The sequence below is a fragment of the Streptomyces sp. NPDC016469 genome (assembly GCF_040632905.1).
Lineage (GTDB): Bacteria > Actinomycetota > Actinomycetes > Streptomycetales > Streptomycetaceae > Streptomyces.
On the sequence record NZ_JBEYCQ010000001.1, the window covers coordinates 98,986 to 117,283 of the forward strand.

Sequence of the window (18,298 nt, forward strand, 5' to 3'; positions counted from 1 at the left end):
CGCAGGGGTGACGGCGGGCGAGGTGCGCGGTCCGTGGCGCCCTGGTGCCGTTCGGGTGACGGACCCGCAGGGCAATGTGGCGTACATCACATGCGTGAGGCGCCGCTGAGCGGGAACACGCATCACAACCCCCCACGGGACGGTGTGCACAGCCGCCCCCGGCCGACGCCCCCTCCGGACCTCTCCCCCCCCCTGGGCCCGGAGGGGGCGGGCTGCGTCAGGGGCGCCCCGGCGCGGCGGCCGACCACTCGACCACCGGCGGCCTGATGCGGGCGCAGAGCGGCCGCGCCCCGGCGTCCGAGAGCGGGAGCCGGGCGGTGAGGTGCCCCGAGCGCACGGCCGCCGCCAGGACGGCCGGCTCGACATCGGCGAACATCAGCTTGGCCCGCCGGAACATCGTGAACAGGCCGTCCCCGTCGACCGTGCCCCAGGACAGGTAGACGAAGCGCCCGCCGAGCCGGTTCTGCACGTACGGCCCCCGCACCGCGACCCCGTCCGCGTCCGCGGTCGCCGTGCACTCCAGGGTCCAGCGGGCGCCGGGCGCGTCGCCGGGGTGCAGTCCGAGGAGTTCGCCGGGGTGGTCCTTGCGCTGGACGCCCACGTGGATGTTCTCGTAGCCGGGGAAGCCCGGCCCGGCCGGGCAGGCGCGCCCGGGCAGCCGTGACCCCTCGATGTGGAGCAGCAGGGGAGCCTCCATGGGTCAGACCACCTCGCCCGGTGTGCTGTCGTACGCCGCCGCCAGTCGTTCCATCAGCTCCGCGTCGACCGTGAACGCGGTGTCGTCGATCCGGGCGACCGGGGCCATGCCCAGCGAGTTGGTGAGGAACGCCGAGCGGAACGCCCCGAGGCCGTCCAGGGTCACCGGTCGGCGCAGTGACGTCAGACCCGCACCCGGAAGCTCGCGTTCCAGGACGCCCATGGCCACGCCGGACAGGGCCGGGGCCTGCGGCCAGGTGACCGCCATGCCGTCCCAGAAGCCGATGTTGGTGAACGCCCCCTCGGTCACCGAGCCGTCGGGCAGGGTCAGCAGCGCGTCGTCGTAACCGGCACGGCGGGCCAGGCCGGCGTGGTAGGTCTGGCCGAACTCGCCGGGGCGCTTGAGATGAGGGGCGGTCCGGGCGAACGGGACGGACATCAGGCACTTCGGCCCGGGTTCCATCCCGCCCGGCTCCCGTACCGTCACCATCACCGTCGTCCCGGTGCTCCCCGGCGGCAGGTACGCGTGCACCCGCACCGAGGCGTCAGCCGTGCCCGCGCTCTCCAGGGCGTGCCGGATCAGCCGGCGCACCGACTCCCCGTCCAGGGGGAGTTCGAACAGCTCGCGGTTGGCCGCGTCCAGCCGGGCCAGGTGCAGATCGAGGCCGCGCACCCGGCCCTCGCGTACCTGCATCGCCGTGAAGTGGCCGTAGTTGAAGAACAGCGCCCGGCGCAGATCGTCCTCGGTGGCGGGCCGGCCGTCGAACTCGGCGTACGGAAGGGCCGCCGCTGATGGAGTCGTCATGCGGCCACGGTATGCGGCCGCCACACCCGGCGGGAGGCCGTTCTCCATCGCGTTTGACCTCAACCATGGTTGATGTACGAACGTCTTCGCCATGGACCTCATCACCGCGGAACCCACCGCCACCGCCCTGCCCGAGACCGCCCCGCTGAAGGTGGCCGTTATCCTGTCCAGCAACCGCGAGGGCCGGTTCGCCCCCGTGATCGCCGACTGGTTCCTCGCCCACGCCGACGCGCATCCCGCGATCGGGACGGACGTGGTCGACGTCGCCGGCCTCGACCTGCCCACCGCCCTCTCGTACCGCCTGGAGCCCGACGCCCGGGAGGTGCTGGCCGGGGTCTCGGCCCGGCTGGCCGAGGCGGACGCCTTCGTCGTCGTCACCCCCGAGTACAACCACTCCTACCCGGCGCCCCTGAAGAACCTCATCGACTGGCACCGCGACGAGTGGCAGGCCAAGCCCGTCGCGTTCGTCTCCTACGGCGGGGTCTCCGGCGGACTGCGCGCGGTCGAGCACCTGCGCCAGGTCTTCGCCGAGCTGCACTCCGTCTCGATCCGCGACACCGTCTCCTTCCACAACGCCGGCGCCCAGTTCGACGACGAGGGCAGGCACCGCGACCCCGCCGGGCCGGACGCCGCCGTGAAGACACTGCTCGACCAGCTCGTCTGGTGGGGCCGCGCACTGCGGGACGCGAAGAGGGCCCACCCGTACGGCGGCTGATGGCGCGGCGGGAGGCGGGACCCCACAATCGGGAGGGAACCGCCGACCTCTGCGAGGAGACGCCCACGTGACGACGACGCCGGCATGGCTGACCGTACTGACCACGACGGACAGCGAGGAGAAGGCCAGGGCACTGGCGCGGGGAGTGGTCGAGGCGCGGCTCGCCGCGTGCGTGCAGATCTCCGCGCCCGTCACCTCCGTCTACCGCTGGCAGAACGCCATCGAGGCCGCCGAGGAGTGGCAGCTGTTCTGCAAGACGACGGCCGAACGGTACGAGGAGCTGGAGGCCCACCTCCAGGAGGCGCACGACTACGACACCCCGGAGATCATCGCCCTGCCGGTCCTCCGGGGCAGCGCCCGCTACCTGGGCTGGGTCTCCGCCGAGACCGCCCCGGTCACCTCGGTCTGAGCCCCGGTCGGAGGGAGGCCGCCGCGAGGGCGTCGTCCACGCCCCGCTCCCGGGGGCCCAGGAAGTGCGGGTCCGGCTCGAACAGCGCGTCGAGCGCCGCCTTCCCCGCCGCGAACACCTCCCGCGTCCCGCCGTAGTACCAGGTGGCGTCGTGCTTGGCGTCCACCCCGACCCCGTACGCGTCGATCCCCGCCGCCCGGCACAGCGCGATGGCCCGGCGGATGTGGAAGCCCTGGCTCACCAGCACCGCCCGGTCGACGCCGAAGATCTTCTTCGCCCGCACGCAGGAGTCCCAGGTGTCGAAGCCCGCGAAGTCGCTGACGATCCGGTCGTCCGGCACGCCCTTCCCGACCAGGAACGCCCGCATCGCGTCCGGCTCGTCGTACTCCGCGCGGCTGTTGTCCCCGGTCACGAGGACGACCTTCACCTTGCCGTCCCGGTAGAGCGCGGCGGCCGTCCGCAGCCGGTTCGCGAGGTACGGGGACGGCTTCCCGTCCCACAGCCCCGCCCCGAACACCACCGCGACCTGCCGGGCCGGCACGTCCTCGACGGTCCTGATCCGGGCATCGGCCACCACATGCAGCCAGGTGGCCGGCGCGAGGGCCAGCACACACGCGGCCATCACCCCCTGCACCGCCCGCCGCCGCCCCCGCGGGGTCTTCGGCAGCCGGGGGCGCAGGGCTCTCAGCAGCCGGGCGCCCCGCGCCCGTTCGGCCCCCGGTGTCCGCCGCATCCGTACCCTCACTCGCCCGCCCTTGTTCCCGGGACCCAGCCGCCCCTGTCCTACTGGACGATCCGGAGGCCGAAAGGGTTCTCGGCCCGGTCCGGGCGGTCCGCGTACCATCGGGCGATGTCGCTTCCACGGTTGATCGCCTCCGATCTCGACGGCACTCTGCTGCGCGGTGACGGCTCGCTCTCGCCCCGCACCCTGCGCGCCCTGCGCACCGCCGAGGAGGCCGGGGCGGAGATCGTGATCGTGACCGCCCGGCCGCCCCGCTTCGTCGACCGGCTGGCCGAGGCCACCGGCCTCGTGGGCACGGCGGTGTGCAGCAACGGCGCCCTCGTCTACGACATGGCGAGCCGCAGCGTCGTCTCCTCGCAGGCGCTGCCCCTGACCGTGGCCCAGCAGGTCGCCACCGCGCTCGCCGCGGCCGTCCCCGGCATCGGCTTCGCCCTGGAGACCGGCAACCAGGTCTTCTACGAACCGGCCTACCGGCTCCGCCTGTCCGAGGACGAGGGCGCCGAACTCCCCGTCGCCTCCCTCGCCGAGCTGTGGCTCACCGACGCCCCCGTCACCAAGCTGCTCGCCTGGTCGGAACAGCTCGACGCGGACACCCTGCTCGCCGCCGCCCGCCAGGGGGCCGGCGACACCGTCCAGCTCACCCACTCCGGCGGGCGCGGGCTGCTGGAGATCAGCGCGCCCGGCGTCACCAAGGCCGGCGCGCTCGCGGTGCTCTGCGCGGAGCGCGGCATCGAGGCGGCGGACGTCATCGCGTTCGGCGACATGCCCAACGACCTCACCGTCCTCGCCTGGGCCGGTACGGGCTACGCCATGGCCAACGCCCACCCGGCGGTGCTGGCCGCCGTGCCGACGCACGCCCGGACCAACGAGGAGGACGGGGTGGCCCAGGTCATCGAGCACCTGTTCGCGGTGCGGGGGAGGGGCTGAGGGGGCGCCGGAGCACCTGGCCGCCGCCCTTCCCCCGTGAGCCGCCGGAAAACCCCCGTGACCGGCACGCAATGCCCCGGCAACGTCCGTCCGCCACCATCACCCCATGCACCGCATCCGGCACCTCCCCCCGCCCGGCCCCGCGAACCCCCCGGCGTCCACCGCTCCGGCCCTGGTCGCCGTCGCCCACGGCAGCCGGAACCCCCGCACCCCGCGCACCGTGGCCGCACTCCTGGACCGGGTCCGCGAACTGCGCCCCGGGCTCGACGTCCGCCTCGGCCACATAGAGCTCAACGAGCCGCTCCTGCCGGACGCCCTGCACGCCCTCGGCACCGGCGAGGCCGTCCTCGTACCGCTGCTGCTCGGGCGCGGTCACCACGTCAAGCACGACATCCCCGCGTCCGTCGCCGCCGCCCCCGCCCTGCGGGCCCGTGTCGCCGCGCCCCTCGGGCCGCACCCGCTGCTGGTGGAGGCGCTGCACGACCGGCTCACCGAGGCCGGCTGGCACCCGTCGGACCGGGGGAGCCGCGACAGCGCCGTCGTCCTCGCCGCCGCCGGGTCGCGCGACCCCGAATCGGCCGCCGACACCCGGTGTACCGCGCGGCTCCTCGGGGAACGGCTCGGCGGCGTGCCCGTCGTGCCCGCGTACGCCTCCGCCGCCTCGCCCACCGTGCCCGCCGCCGTGCGCGCGCTCGCCGCCCGGGGCCACCGCCGGATCGCCGTCGCCTCGTACTTCACCGCCCCCGGCCGCTTCGCCTCGGCCGCCGCCGCCCACGCCCCCTGGATCGCCGCCGCCCCGCTCGGCGCCCACCCCGCGCTGGCCCGGCTGCTCCTGCACCGCTACGACCAGGCGCGCGCGGCCGGAGCGGTCGCGTACGACATACCCATGAACACACGTTTCCCGGCCTCCGCCTGACCCGTCCTGTCGGTGCGGCGGATTACTGTCGGACCCATGAACGGCACGGACGGCACACAGCACCCCGGTACAGGGCCCTACGGCCCCGCCGACGCCGAGCGCTGGGACCCCGAGCCGGACAAACGCCCCGGCCGCACCGCCTTCCAGCGCGACCGCGCCCGCGTGCTGCACTCGGCGGCGCTGCGCAGGCTCGCCGGGAAGACCCAGGTCGTCACGCCCGGCACCCGCGGCCCCGCCTGGGACGCCAGCCCGCGCACCCGGCTCACCCACTCCCTGGAGTGCGCCCAGGTCGGCCGCGAGCTCGGCGCCGCCCTCGGCTGCGACCCCGATCTGGTGGAGGCGGCCTGCCTCTCCCACGACATGGGCCACCCGCCTTTCGGCCACAACGGCGAACAGGCACTCAACGACTTCGCCTCCGACTGCGGCGGCTTCGAGGGGAACGCCCAGTCGCTGCGGCTGCTCACCCGCCTCGAACCCAAGCGCTTCGTCCCCGACACCCGCACCGGCGACCTGGTCAGCGTCGGCCTCAACCTCACCCGCGCCGCACTCGACGCCGCCACCAAGTACCCCTGGCCCCGGGGCGCCCACCCCACCGACCCCGGCTCGCCCAAATTCGGGGTCTACGAGGACGACCTGCCGGTCTTCCAGTGGTTCCGCGAGGGCGCCCCGGGCCACCGCAGGTGCTTCGAGGCCCAGGTCATGGACTGGTCCGACGACGTGGCGTACTCCGTGCACGACTTCGAGGACGGGCTGCACGCCGGGCACATCGACCCCGACTGCCTGGAGGCCGAGCCGGAGCGCCGGGACATCTGGGACGTCGCCGTCGGCCGGTACGTCCCCGCCGGCACCGACCCGCAGGAGCTGGCCGACGCGCTCGACCGGCTCATCGCCCAGGAGTGGTGGCCGCACGGCTACGACGGATCGGCGGTCGCCCAGGCCCGGCTGAAGGACGCCACCAGCCAGCTGATCGGCCGCTTCTGCCTCGCCGCCGAGACCGCCACCCGCCAGGCGTACGGCACCGGACGCCTCAGCCGCTACGGCGCCGAGCTGGTCGTCCCGCGCGCCACCCGCTACGAGTGCGCGGTGCTCAAGGCCATCGCCGACCGCTACGTGATGCAGCGCGCCGAGCAGGAGGAGATCCGCGCCGACCAGCGCATCGTCATCGCCGAACTGGCCGCCGCGTTCACCGCCCGCGCCCCCGAAGGGCTGGAACCGCAGCTGCGCGCGCTGTACGAGGCGGCGCCCGACGACCGCGCCCGCAAGCGGGTCCTCGTCGACCAGATCGCCGCCCTCACCGACGCCTCCGCCCGCGCCCTGCACGCCCACCTCACCCGAGGGGGCGCCCGCCACCGGGAGTGACCTGATCGGGCCACACCCCCTTCCCCCACTACGCTGCGTGCGGGACGCTCGCAGTTGGCGCCGCGCAGCAAGCACCGAGGAGGCATCACGTGGTCGACGCACATCGGACGTTCGTCATCGTCGGCGGAGGGCTGGCCGGGGCGAAGGCAGCCCAGACGCTCCGGTCGGAGGGGTTCAGCGGCCGGGTCATCCTGATCGGCGACGAGCGCGACCATCCGTACGAACGCCCGCCGCTGTCCAAGGGCTACCTGACCGGGAAGGAGGACCGCGGCAGCGTCTTCGTCCACGAGACCGCCTGGTACGCGGGCGCGGAGATCGAGCTCCACCTCGGCCAGACCGTCACCGCCCTGAACCGCGAGGCGCGCACCGTGGAGACGGGCGACGGCACCGTCATCCACTACGACAAGCTGCTCCTCGCCACCGGCTCCGAACCACGCCGCCTCGACGTCCCCGGCACGGACCTGGCGGGCGTCCACCACCTGCGCCGCCTCGCCCACGCCGACCGGCTGCGCAACGTCCTCGCCGCCCTCGGCCGCGACAACGGCCACCTGGTCATCGCCGGGGCCGGCTGGATCGGCCTGGAGGTCGCGGCGGCCGCCCGCGGCTACGGCGCCGAGGTCACCGTCGTCGAACCGGAGGCGACCCCGCTGCTCCGGGTCGTCGGACCGGAGGTCGGCCAGATCTTCACCGAACTCCACAGCGACCACGGCGTCCGCTTCCACTTCGGCGGCCGGCTCACCGAGATCGTCGGCCAGGACGGCATGGTCCTCGCCGTGCGCACCGACGACGGCGAGGAGCACCCCGCCCACGATGTCCTCGCCGCGATCGGCGCGGCCCCCCGCACCGCGCTCGCCGAGGCCGCCGGCCTGGAGATCGCCCCGCGCGAAGCGGGCGGCGGCATCGCCGTCGACGCCTCGCTGCGCACCAGCGACCCGCACATCCACGCCGCCGGCGACGTGGCGAGCGCCGCCCATCCGCTGCTCGGGACCCGGCTGCGGGTCGAGCACTGGGCCAACGCGCTGAACGGCGGCCCCGCGGCGGCCCGCGCCATGCTCGGCCAGGACGTCGCCTACGACCGGGTGCCCTACTTCTTCTCCGACCAGTACGACCTGGGCCTGGAGTACTCCGGCTGGGCCCCGCCCGGCAGCTACGACCAGGTGGTCATCCGGGGCGACGCGGGCAAGCGCCGGTTCATCGCGTTCTGGCTGAAGGACCGCACCGTGCTCGCCGGGATGAACGTCAACGTGTGGGACGTCACGGAGCACGTGCAGAAGCTGATCCGGGCCGGCCGGCCCGTCGACCCGGACGCCCTGGCCGACCCCTCGGTGCCCCTGGAAAGCCTGGTCTGAGCGGCCCCGGGCCGGTGCGCGGGCATCCGCTCCCGCACCCGCGCCGGGCCGGGACCGCCCCCGCCCGCGCCGTCCTTGTCCGAGCTCACCCGTAGACTTCAACGCGTGGCAGGCAGGATCAATGACGACGATGTGAAGGCGGTACGGGACGCGGTCCCGATCGACGCCGTCGTTTCCGAGTACCTCCAGCTGCGCAACGCGGGCGGGGGCAACCTCAAGGGCCTCTGCCCCTTCCACGACGAGAAGTCCCCCTCCTTCCAGGTCAGTCCGAGCAAGGGTCTCTTCCACTGCTTCGGCTGCCAGGAGGGCGGCGACACGATCGCCTTCGTGCAGAAGATCGACCACCTGACGTTCGCCGAGGTGGTCGAGCGGCTGGCCGCCAAGGCCGGCATCACCCTGCGCTACGAGGAGGGTGGCTACAACCCCTCCCACCAGCGCGGCGAGCGGATCAGGCTGGTCGAGGCGCACAAGGTGGCCGCCCAGTTCTACGTGGACCAGCTGAACGGCCCCGAGGCGGAGATCGGCCGCGCCTTCCTCGCCGACCGGGGCTTCGACCAGGCCGCCGCCGCCCACTTCGGCGTCGGCTACAGCCCGGCCGGCTGGGACCACCTCACCCGCTTCCTGCGCGGCAAGGGCTTCAGCGACAAGGAGCTGATCACCTCCGGCCTCTCCCAGGACGGCAGGCGCGGCCCCATCGACCGCTTCCGGGGCCGCCTGATGTGGCCCATCCGCGACACCGCCGGGGACGTCGTCGGCTTCGGCGCCCGCAAGCTCCGCGACGACGACAACGGCCCGAAGTACCTCAACACCCCCGAGACCCCGATCTACAAGAAGTCCCAGGTGCTGTACGGGATCGACCTGGCCAAGAAGGACATCGCCAAGTCCAGCCGGGCCGTCGTGGTCGAGGGCTACACCGACGTGATGGCCTGCCACCTCGCCGGGGTCACCACCGCCATCGCGACCTGCGGCACCGCCTTCGGCGGCGACCACATCAAGATCCTCCGCCGCCTCCTCATGGACAACGGCAGCGCTCGCGTGATCTTCACCTTCGACGGCGACGCGGCCGGTCAGAAGGCCGCCCTGCGCGCCTTCGAGGACGACCAGAAGTTCGCCGCCGAGACCTACATCGCCATCGCGCCGGACAACATGGACCCGTGCGACCTGCGCCTGGCCAAGGGCGACGACGCCGTCCGCGACCTGGTCGAACCGCGCACCCCGCTCTTCGAGTTCGCCCTGCGCCAGATCGTCGGGCGGTACGACCTGGAGACCCCGGCCGGCCGCGCCGCCGCGCTGGACGAGGCCGCCCCGGTCGTCGCCAAGATCAAGACGGGCAGCGTCCAGCGTGAGGTCGCCGTCCAGCTGGCCGGCTTCATCGGGATCCTGGACCAGGAGTACGTCGTCCACCGGATCAACCAGCTCGCCCAGTGGGCCCGGGGCCGCGGCGGCGACCGGCGCGGCCCCGGCCCCGCCGCCCGCGGTGGCGCCCGCCACCAGCAGGTCCAGGCCCCGCCCGTCCCCTCGGGACCCGCGCTCAACCTCCGCAGCCCCGCCCACCGCACCGAGCGCGAACTGCTCAAGCTCGCCCTCCAGCGCCCCGAGCTGGTCGCGCCCGCCTTCGACGCCTACGGGGCCGACGAGTTCACCGCACCGCCCTACACCGCCGTGCGCCAGTGCATCGAGGAGGCGGGCGGCGCCGAGCAGGGCCTCGCCGACAGCCGCGAGTATCTCGTCCGGGTCCTCGATGCCACGCCCAACGAATCAGTCCGCAAGCTGATCACCGAGCTGGCGGTCGAGGTCTTCCACGGCAAGTCCATCGACGAGACCTACGCCGGGGAGCACCTGGTCAAGGTCCGCCTCCGGGCCGTCGACCGCAGGATCAACGACGTGCAGAGCAGCCTGGCCCGCCTCGGCAGCAACGTGGCCCCCGACCACCTCGCCGCCGCGCAGAACGAGGTCTGGGTCCTCCAGCAGTACGCCCAGACCCTGCGCAACCACGGCGCCGACGCCCTCTGACCCAGGGTCTGTAACGGAACGGATCCAGAAAGTCACCGCACGCCCCTCGTGGCGGCTGTGTGTCGTACCCCACACTGGATGGCGGTGCCCTGAGTCATCGGAGCGCGGCCCCACCTCCGCGGTCCGGCAGCGATCACCTGGAGGTCGCCCCCGTGCAGACCCGGACCGTCACCGAAGCCGAGCGCGCCCCCGCCGTCCCCGTACAGGCCTTGGCGGCCGACCACCCCGAGGTTGTCACGGAGGAGCCGGACGAGCCCCCGGAGCCGCGCGGGAGACCGGAGGCCGGGCCCACCTCGGACCTGTTCCGCCAGTACCTGCGCGAGATCGGGCGCATCCCGCTGCTCACCGCCGCCGACGAGGTGGAGCTCGCCCGGCGCATCGAGGCCGGCCTGTTCGCCGAGGAACGCCTCGCCCGCACCCCGGACCCCGACACCCGCCTCGCCGGCGACCTGGACCGGCTCGTCGTCATGGGCCGCATGGCCAAGCGCCGCCTCATCGAAGCCAACCTGCGCCTCGTCGTCTCCGTCGCCAAGCGCTACGTGGGCCGCGGCCTGACCATGCTCGACCTCGTCCAGGAAGGGAACCTCGGGCTGATCCGCGCCGTCGAGAAGTTCGACTACGCGCGCGGCTACAAGTTCTCGACGTACGCGACCTGGTGGATCCGGCAGGCCATGTCCCGCGCCCTCGCGGACCAGGCCCGGACCATAAGGGTCCCGGTCCACGTTGTGGAGCTGATCAACCGCGTCGTCCGGGTGCAGCGCCGCATGCTCCAGGAACGCGGCTACGAGCCCACGCCCGAGGAGGTCGCCGCCCATCTCGACCTGACGCCCGAACGGGTCGGCGAGATCCTGCGCCTCGCCCAGGAACCCATCTCGCTGCACGCCCCGGTCGGCGAGGAGGAGGACGTCTCGCTCGGCGACCTCATCGAGGACGGCGACGCCGCGTCCCCCGTGGAGTCCGCGGCCTTCCTGCTGCTGCGCCGGCACCTGGAGGATGTGCTCTCCACCCTGGGCGAGCGCGAACGCAAGGTGGTCCAGCTGCGCTACGGGCTGGTCGACGGACGCCCCCGCACCCTGGAGGAGATCGGCCGCCTCTTCGGCGTGACCCGCGAACGCATCCGCCAGATCGAGTCCAGGACCCTCAACAGACTCCGCGACCACGCCTCCGCCGACCAGCTCCGCGGCTACCTCGACTGACGCGCACGCGCGCGTACGCCGTCGAGGCAGCCGCGAGAGCGGCCGTACGGCTCAGTCGACCTCGGCGACCGCCTGGGCGAACTGCGCCGCGTACAGCCGGGCGTAGGCGCCCTTCGCGTCCAGCAGCTCGTCGTGGGTGCCCTGTTCCACGATCGAGCCGTTCTCCATGACCAGGATGACGTCGGCGTCCCGGATGGTGGAGAGCCGGTGCGCGATCACGAAGCTGGTACGGCCGTGCGCCAGGCCCGCCATCGCCTTCTGGATCAACACCTCGGTCCGGGTGTCGACGGAGCTGGTCGCCTCGTCCAGCACCAGTATCACCGGGTCGGACAGGAAGGCCCGGGCGATCGTGATCAGCTGCTTCTCGCCCGCGCTGACCCCGGAGCCCTCGTCGTCGATCACCGTGTCGTAACCGTCCGGCAGGGTCCGGATGAAGCGGTCGGCGTGGGCGGCCCGCGCCGCCTCCTCGATCCGCTCGCGGCTGATGTCGCCGGACGCGCCGTAGGCGATGTTCTCCGCGATGGTCCCGCCGAACAGCCAGGTGTCCTGGAGGACCATCCCGATGCCCGACCGCAGGTTCGCCCGCGACATCTTCGCGATGTCCACGCCGTCCAGCGTGATCCGGCCGCCCGTCACCTCGTAGAACCGCATCAGGAGGTTGACCAGCGTCGTCTTGCCGGCGCCGGTCGGGCCGACGATCGCGACGGTGTGGCCCGGTTCGACGTCCAGCGACAGGTCCTCGATGAGCGGCTTCTCCGGGTCGTAGCGGAACGACACGTGCTCCAGCGCCACGTTGCCGCGCAGGACGCCGGGGTGTTCGCCCTCGCCCTTCGCCGGATCGGCCTCCTGCTCCTCGGCGTCCAGCAGTTCGAAGATCCGCTCGGCCGAGGCGACACCGGACTGCACCAGGTTCGCCATCGAGGCGACCTGGGTCAGCGGCATCGAGAACTGCCGCGAGTACTGGATGAACGCCTGCACATCACCGATCGACAGCGAGCCGGACGCGACCCGGAGCCCGCCGACCACGGCGATCAGCACGTAGTTCAGGTTCGACACGAACATCATCAGCGGCTGCATGATCCCGCTGTTGAACTGCGCCTTGAACCCGGCCTCGTACAGCGCCTCGTTCTGCTCGGCGAAGTCCCTCGCGGACTCCTCCTGCCGGCCGAAGACCTTCACCAGGGTGTGCCCGGTGTACATCTCCTCGATGTGGGCGTTGAGCTTGCCCGTCACCTTCCACTGCTGCACGAACTGAGGCTGCGAGCGCTTGCCGACCTTCGTCGCCACGACCACCGACAGCGGCACGGTCACCAGCGCGACCAGCGCCAGCAGCGGCGAGATCCAGAACATCATGACCAGCACGCCGATGATCGTCAGCAGCGAGTTGATGAGCTGGCCCATCGTCTGCTGCATCGTCTGCGAGATGTTGTCGATGTCGTTCGTCGCCCGGCTCAGCACCTCGCCGCGCTTGGCGCGGTCGAAGTACGAGAGCGGCAGCCGCGACAGCTTCGTCTGGATGTCCTCGCGCAGCTGGAACACGACCCGGTTGATGATCCGGATCGACAGCCGCGTCGACACGAGCATCAGCAGACCCGCGCCGACGTACACCGCCAGCGCCATCAGCAGGACGTCGCCCACCGCGCCGAAGTCGATGCCCCGACCCGGCGTGAAGTCCACCCCGGACAGCATGTCGGCCAGGCCGCTGTTGCTCCTGCGCAGGCCCTCGACGGCCTGCTCCTTGGTGGTCCCCGCGTCCATGGACCTGCCGATGACCCCGGCGAAGACCAGGTCGGTCGCCTTGCCGAGGATCTTCGGGCCGACCACGGAGAGCGCGACGCTGAACGCGACCGCGACCAGCATCACGTACAGGGTGTTCTTCTCGACGGCGAAGCGCTTCAGCAGCCGCTTCGAGGACCCCTTGAAGTCCATGGACCGCTCGGTCGGCGCCCCGCCCGCCATCATGCGTCCGCCAGGCCCGGCCATTACGCGGCCTCCGCTTCCGTCAGCTGGGAGAGCACGATCTCCCGGTACGTGTCATTGCCGTCCATCAGCTCGTGATGGGTGCCGGTCCCGACGACCCGCCCCTCGTCCAGCACGATGATCCGGTCAGCCTCCCGGATGGTCGAGACCCGCTGGGCCACGATCACCACGGTCGCCTCGGCGGTCTCCCGCCCGAGCGCCGTACGCAGCGCCGCGTCGGTCGCGTAGTCCAGCGCCGAGAACGAGTCGTCGAAGAGGTAGATCTCCGGGCGCTGCACCAGCGTCCGCGCGATCGAGAGCCGCTGGCGCTGACCGCCCGAGACATTGGTGCCGCCCTGCGCGATCGGCGCGTCGAGCCCGTGCTCCAGGCCCTGCACGAACTCCTTCGCCTGGGCCACCTCCAGCGCGTGCCACAGCTCCTCGTCGGTCGCGTCCGGATTCCCGTACCGCAGGTTCGTCGCGACCGTCCCCGAGAACAGGTACGGCTTCTGCGGGACCAGGCTCACGGTCTTCGCCAGCAGCACCGGGTCCAGCGTCCGCACGTCGGTCCCGTCCACCAGCACCTGGCCGTCCGTCACGTCGAACAGCCGGGGTACGAGCCCGAGCAGCGTCGATTTCCCGCTGCCCGTCGACCCGATGATCGCGGTCGTCTCGCCCGGCCGCGCCACCAGGTCCACCGCCCTCAGCACCGGCTCCTCGGCGCCCGGGTAGCGGAAGTCCGCGCCGCGCACCTCCAGGTGCCCGTGGGCGCGCAGCTCGCGCACCGGCTCGACGGGCGGGACGACGCTGGACTCCGTCTCCAGGACCTCCTGGACGCGCTCGGCGCACACCTCGGCGCGCGGCACCATCATGAACATGAAGGTCGCCATCATCACCGACATGACGATCTGCATCAGATAGGCGAGGAAGGCGGTCAGCGCGCCGATCTCCATCCCGCCGCTGTCGATGCGGTGCGCACCGAACCAGACCACGGCGATGGACGACACGTTCACGACGGTCATCACCGTCGGGAACATCAGGGCCATCAGCCGGCCCGTCGACAGCGCCACGTCCGTCAGCTCGGTGTTGGCTCCCCGGAAGCGCTCCTCCTCGTACGCGTCGCGCACGAAGGCGCGGATGACGCGGTTGCCGGTGATCTGCTCGCGCAGCACACGGTTCACCGTGTCGAGCCGCGTCTGCATCTGCCGGAACAGTGGGCGCATCTTCCGCACGATCAGACTGACGGCGATCCCGAGGACCGGCACCACCGCGAGCAGTACCGCCGAGAGCGGCACGTCCTGGCCCAGCGCCATGATGATGCCGCCGACACACATGATCGGCGCCGACACCATCAGCGTGAACGTCATCAGGACCAGCATCTGTATCTGCTGGACGTCATTGGTCGTACGGGTGATCAGCGACGGGGCGCCGAACCGCCCGACCTCGCGCGAGGAGAAGGACTGCACCCGGTCGAAGACCGAAGCCCGCACGTCCCGCCCGAGGGCGGACGCGGTGCGGGCGCCGATGTAGACCGCCCCGATGTTGCAGACCACCTGGGCGATGCTGACGACGATCATCACGCCGCCGTACTGGAGGATGTAGCCCGTGTCCCCCCGCACGACACCGTTGTCGATGATGTCGGCGTTGAGGGTCGGCAGGTAGAGGGTGGCGCAGGTCTGCAACAGCTGGAAGACGACCAGCACCGCGAGTGGTTTCTTGTACGGACCGAGATAGGCCCGCAGGAGTTTTATGAGCACGCGTGTCTCTCGGAGTCGGCGTAGGTCGGGGGAGCCGACCCATCTTCCGGCACCGCTCGCCGGGACCGCGAACGTTTTTATTCAAGTCCAGGTCAAAAAACGGACCCGGTCCATAATTTCGCGGCCCCTCCGCACTCAGCGTGTCGGCTCGAACGCTCCCGGGTGGATCTGGTCCCGCGTCGCGATGTACTGCTGGCGCACCGCCTGCCCCACGGGCAGCTCCTCGCCGGGCTCCAGCACCTGCGCCGCAGCACCCTGCCAGGCCGGGGGAGTGCGCCCGTCGAGCGCCCCCTGCGAGACCCCGAGCGCCCAGGCTGCCTGCCGGGCCGCGCCCAGCGCCGCGTACTGGGCGGGCTGCGGCACGACCACCTGCGTACCCAGCAGCGCGGGCGCCAATTGCCGCACCGCGGGCAGCTCGGCCGCCGCGCCCAGCAGGAACACCCGCCGTACCTCCACGCCCCGGCCGCGCAGCACGTCGAGCGCGTCCGCGAGGGAGCACAGCATCCCCTCGAACGCGGCCCGCGCCAGGTGCTCCGGCTTCATCGACTCCCGCCGCAGCCCGCACAGCGTCCCGGCGGTGTGCGGCAGCTGCGGGGTGCGCTCACCCTCCAGATACGGCAGCAGTACGAGACCCGAGGAGCCGGGCGTCGACTTCAGGGCCAGCGCGGACAGGGCGTCCAGCCCCTCCACGTCCAGCATCTCGGCGGTCCCGCGCAGCGCGCGTACGGCGTTCGACGTGTGCACCACCGGCAGGTGCATGCCCGTCGCGTCGGCGAACGAGGTGATCATCCCGGTCGGATCGGCCAGCGCCTCGTGGTGCACGGCCATCACGGAGCCCGAGGCCCCCAGCGACACGACCGCGTCCCCGACCCCGACGCCCAGGCCGAAGGCCGCCGCCATGGTCTCGCCGGTCCCCGCGGAGATCAGCAGCCCCTCCGGCGTCATCCCGGCCGCCTCGGACGGACCCAGCACCTCGGGCAGCGCCGCCTGGCGGCCGAGCGCCAGCTCCACCAGGTCCGGCCGGTAGGACTCGGTCCCCGCCGACCAGTAGCCCGTGCCGGACGCGGCACCCCGGTCGGTGGTCCGCCGGGCCGGCCGCCCGAGCAGCTGCCACACCAGCCAGTCGTGCGGCTGGAGCACCGCCGCCACCCGCTGCGCCTGCTCCGGCTCGGACCGCGCCAGCCAGCGCAGCTTCGCCACCGGCTGCGCGGACTGCGGCACCGCGCCGACCGCCTCGGCCCACGCCTGCCGCCCGCCCAGCCCGTCGATCAGGTCGGCCGCGGCGGCCTGCGCCCGCTTGTCGTTGCCGAGCAGCGCCGGGCGTACGAGGTTGCCCTGGTGGTCCAGGGGCACGAGCCCGTGCTGCTGCGCGGACACGCCGATGGCCTGCACCCCTTCGAGCAGCCCGCCGGTGGCGGCCTCACCGAGGGAGAGGAGCCACGCCTGCGGGTCGGCCTCGGTGGCCTTGGCCTCGACGGGGTGCGGGGCGTACCCCTCGCGCAGTACGGCACCCGTTTCCGTATCGCAGACCACGATGTGTGTGAACGCGGAAGAACTGTCCAAGCCGGCGACTATGCCCATACACAGATTCTGCCGCACCCCCGGAGGTTTCCCGTACCGGTGGTGCGGCAGAAGCGACGGCGGGGCCGGCTAGGTGTTGGTGGTCCCCCAGTCGTCCCCGGCGCCGTTCCCGTTGCCGCGTCCCCGCATGGACCGGACCCGGTCCGTCACGGACGCCGGCACCTTGTCGCCGACCTTCTCGCCCACGGCGTGGTACGCCTTCCCCGCGAACTCCCGGCCGCTCTGGGCCGCGGTCTCGCAGGTGTTGCGCACGGCCGGGTTCTGGGCGAACTGGCGCGCGGACTTCTTCAGCTGCTCGTAACGCTCGCGCCCGGCCCGTGTGCCGAGCACGTATCCGAGGGCCACTCCGGCGATGAACGTGAGCCGGTACCGCATGGCTGCCACCCTTCCTTCGCTCCGTGCGACGTGTGCTGCCCGCCTACCCGCAGACGCCCGAGATCACCCCGGCCGATACCGATTGGCAAAGCACCCCCCTGCTTGCGCTAATGTATGTGTCGCAGCGAGCGCGCGCCGCCCGGCATCCGCCAGGCAGGTACGTTCGAGGCACCGCAGCAATCCCCTGTAGCTCAATTGGCAGAGCAGCCGGCTGTTAACCGGCAGGTTACTGGTTCGAGTCCAGTCGGGGGAGCGCGATCCCCTGTAGCTCAATTGGCAGAGCATTCGGCTGTTAACCGGAGGGTTACTGGTTCGAGTCCAGTCGGGGGAGCGATCGGAAGAGGGCCCCTTCGGGGTCCTTTTTCGTATGCCCGGAACCGGTCGGCGAGCAGTGCCGTCTTCATGGTCATCAGCAGCCGGGCAGCCGCAGCGGGAGATCGTATGACCGGCTATGCTGCGGCAGACGGTGCGCACACTTGTACGCGCCACGCCGAGACGGGGCGGTAGCTCAGCCGGTTAGAGCAGCGGACTCATAATCCGTCGGCCGTGGGTTCGAGTCCCACCCGCCCCACCCAGCTTCCCCAGGCAGAATCGTTCTGACCTGGGGGAACTTCGTCAAGAGTCCCCCGGCAGGCGCACGTTCCCGTACTTCGGGTTGGGCTCCCCGCGCACCGCGCCCGTGACCTCCCCCGGGCACCCCGGCTGCGGGTATCCCGGCACGTCGCGGACCTTGTAGTAGACGCAGACCAGCCGGGGCCCATGGGGCAGCATCCGGTCCTCGCCGCAGGACGGGCAGCGCGCCTCCGAGCGGAGGAGGGTCCTCGGTTCCGTGAACACGTGGGGCAGACGGGCTTCCGTGATGGCTGCCCGGGGCAGGGTCAGGCCGTAGTGGTCGCCCAGGACGCGGTAGACGCCGGACGCGTCGTCCCCGAAGACGCCGTGGGGACGGGCGAGGAAACCGGCCTCCGCGACCAGGCGCCGGCTCACCGGATGAGCGGTGTCGGCCGTGCCGTACTCCCGGAGCGTCCAGTCGGTCCCGCCGTCCACGGTCACCGTGACGGACGGGGGGTCCATGGTGGTGTCGAGGATGTCCACGACCGTGTGGCGGGACCTGAGGTCTCTGCCGGGGGCCGGCCGGTCGTCGCGGTGTCCGGCCTCGGGCGACTCCAGGGCGAACGCCCAGCCGGCCGCCTCGCCCACCATCGCCCAGTCCGGCAGTTCCGAGGACCCGGGCCCGTGGAAGAGCTCCAGGGCCCCCGGCGTGGTCTCCGGATCGATGAGCGTGCCCGGCCGCGCGCCCAGGTGCACCGCGAGGGCCTCGGGGGTGATGCCCTTCACCATGGTGAGGGAGTAGCCCTCCCTGCCCGGTCCGTCGTCCAGCCACGCGATCCCGTCGTTCATGGCGGCACCCTAGGGCCTTTCGAGCACGTGTTCCCTGGCCGATACCATTCCGCGTGACCGAATCCCTGACCGGATCCGCCGAGGGCGCCGACGAACCG

16 protein-coding genes and 3 tRNA genes are annotated in these 18,298 nt (G+C 72.3%); 11 read left to right on the forward strand and 8 right to left on the reverse strand.

Annotation, left to right across the window (positions count from 1 at the left end):
• Positions 1–217 precede the first annotated feature (217 nt).
• The gene (locus tag ABZ565_RS00440; RefSeq protein ID WP_361018458.1) at positions 218–697 is read right to left on the reverse strand and encodes a DUF5990 family protein; all 480 of its coding nucleotides are present in this window, start codon (positions 695–697) and stop codon (positions 218–220) included.
• A 3-nt stretch (positions 698–700) separates the two neighbouring features.
• Complete coding sequence (locus ABZ565_RS00445; RefSeq protein ID WP_361018461.1) at positions 701–1,501, reverse strand: aminotransferase class IV family protein; 801 nt, start codon at positions 1,499–1,501, stop codon at positions 701–703.
• A gap of 91 nt (positions 1,502–1,592) precedes the next feature.
• Here ABZ565_RS00445 and ABZ565_RS00450 point away from each other — a divergent pair, with 91 nt between their 5' ends.
• Together ABZ565_RS00450 and cutA are read left to right on the forward strand one after the other, a co-directional pair.
• The gene (locus ABZ565_RS00450; protein WP_361018464.1) at positions 1,593–2,216 is read left to right on the forward strand and encodes an NAD(P)H-dependent oxidoreductase; all 624 of its coding nucleotides are present in this window, start codon (positions 1,593–1,595) and stop codon (positions 2,214–2,216) included.
• 67 nt (positions 2,217–2,283) lie between these two features.
• A complete protein-coding gene (gene cutA / locus ABZ565_RS00455; protein ID WP_164399733.1) occupies positions 2,284–2,625 on the forward strand; it encodes a divalent-cation tolerance protein CutA in 342 nt (113 codons plus the stop codon).
• Here cutA and ABZ565_RS00460 read toward each other — a convergent pair.
• Positions 2,612–3,358: an ElyC/SanA/YdcF family protein gene (locus ABZ565_RS00460; protein WP_361018467.1), complete on the reverse strand. Its 747-nt coding sequence runs from the start codon at positions 3,356–3,358 to the stop codon at positions 2,612–2,614. The genes cutA and ABZ565_RS00460 overlap by 14 nt on opposite strands.
• Before the next feature lie 132 nt (positions 3,359–3,490).
• On the opposite strand from ABZ565_RS00460, the gene ABZ565_RS00465 reads away from it, so the two are divergent.
• The 6 genes from ABZ565_RS00465 to ABZ565_RS00490 all read left to right on the forward strand — a co-directional run bounded on the left by ABZ565_RS00465 (position 3,491) and on the right by ABZ565_RS00490 (position 11,127).
• Complete coding sequence (locus ABZ565_RS00465) at positions 3,491–4,294, forward strand: Cof-type HAD-IIB family hydrolase (protein WP_361019252.1); 804 nt, start codon at positions 3,491–3,493, stop codon at positions 4,292–4,294.
• Between the two features lie 106 nt (positions 4,295–4,400).
• Positions 4,401–5,210, forward strand: a complete 810-nt coding sequence (locus tag ABZ565_RS00470) for a sirohydrochlorin chelatase (RefSeq protein ID WP_361018470.1) — start codon at positions 4,401–4,403, stop codon at positions 5,208–5,210.
• Positions 5,211–5,246: 36 nt separating this feature from the next.
• Positions 5,247–6,569, forward strand: coding sequence for a deoxyguanosinetriphosphate triphosphohydrolase (locus ABZ565_RS00475; protein ID WP_361018472.1), 1,323 nt, complete (start codon positions 5,247–5,249; stop codon positions 6,567–6,569).
• An 89-nt stretch (positions 6,570–6,658) separates the two neighbouring features.
• Positions 6,659–7,918: an FAD-dependent oxidoreductase gene (locus tag ABZ565_RS00480; RefSeq protein ID WP_361018475.1), complete on the forward strand. Its 1,260-nt coding sequence runs from the start codon at positions 6,659–6,661 to the stop codon at positions 7,916–7,918.
• A gap of 105 nt (positions 7,919–8,023) precedes the next feature.
• Positions 8,024–9,931 carry a DNA primase gene (gene dnaG / locus ABZ565_RS00485; protein WP_361018478.1) on the forward strand — a complete coding sequence of 636 codons (1,908 nt, stop codon included), beginning with the start codon at positions 8,024–8,026 and terminating at the stop codon, positions 9,929–9,931.
• 89 nt (positions 9,932–10,020) lie between these two features.
• Entirely contained in the window at positions 10,021–11,127 is a 1,107-nt protein-coding gene (locus ABZ565_RS00490) for an RNA polymerase sigma factor (RefSeq protein WP_361019255.1), read from the forward strand.
• Between the two features lie 51 nt (positions 11,128–11,178).
• On the opposite strand, the gene ABZ565_RS00495 is transcribed toward ABZ565_RS00490, so the two are convergent.
• From ABZ565_RS00495 to ABZ565_RS00510, 4 genes are all read right to left on the reverse strand, one after another.
• Positions 11,179–13,110: an ABC transporter ATP-binding protein gene (locus ABZ565_RS00495; protein WP_361018481.1), complete on the reverse strand. Its 1,932-nt coding sequence runs from the start codon at positions 13,108–13,110 to the stop codon at positions 11,179–11,181.
• Positions 13,110–14,843, reverse strand: coding sequence for an ABC transporter ATP-binding protein (locus tag ABZ565_RS00500; RefSeq protein ID WP_361018484.1), 1,734 nt, complete (start codon positions 14,841–14,843; stop codon positions 13,110–13,112). Before ABZ565_RS00500 ends, ABZ565_RS00495 begins: the two co-directional genes overlap by 1 nt.
• A gap of 135 nt (positions 14,844–14,978) precedes the next feature.
• Positions 14,979–16,424 carry an FGGY family carbohydrate kinase gene (locus ABZ565_RS00505; protein ID WP_361018487.1) on the reverse strand — a complete coding sequence of 482 codons (1,446 nt, stop codon included), beginning with the start codon at positions 16,422–16,424 and terminating at the stop codon, positions 14,979–14,981.
• Between the two features lie 69 nt (positions 16,425–16,493).
• Positions 16,494–16,799, reverse strand: a complete 306-nt coding sequence (locus tag ABZ565_RS00510) for a YtxH domain-containing protein (RefSeq protein WP_361019259.1) — start codon at positions 16,797–16,799, stop codon at positions 16,494–16,496.
• A gap of 180 nt (positions 16,800–16,979) precedes the next feature.
• Between ABZ565_RS00510 and ABZ565_RS00515 the strand changes: the two genes are divergently transcribed.
• The 3 genes from ABZ565_RS00515 (at position 16,980) to ABZ565_RS00525 (ending at position 17,370) form a co-directional block, all read left to right on the forward strand.
• Positions 16,980–17,052 (forward strand) — tRNA-Asn (locus ABZ565_RS00515).
• A 5-nt stretch (positions 17,053–17,057) separates the two neighbouring features.
• Positions 17,058–17,130 (forward strand) — tRNA-Asn (locus ABZ565_RS00520).
• Positions 17,131–17,296: 166 nt separating this feature from the next.
• Positions 17,297–17,370, forward strand: a tRNA-Ile gene (locus ABZ565_RS00525).
• Positions 17,371–17,414: 44 nt separating this feature from the next.
• Here the strand turns inward: ABZ565_RS00525 and ABZ565_RS00530 are convergent.
• Entirely contained in the window at positions 17,415–18,200 is a 786-nt protein-coding gene (locus tag ABZ565_RS00530) for a hypothetical protein (protein WP_361018490.1), read from the reverse strand.
• Positions 18,201–18,298 lie beyond the last annotated feature (98 nt).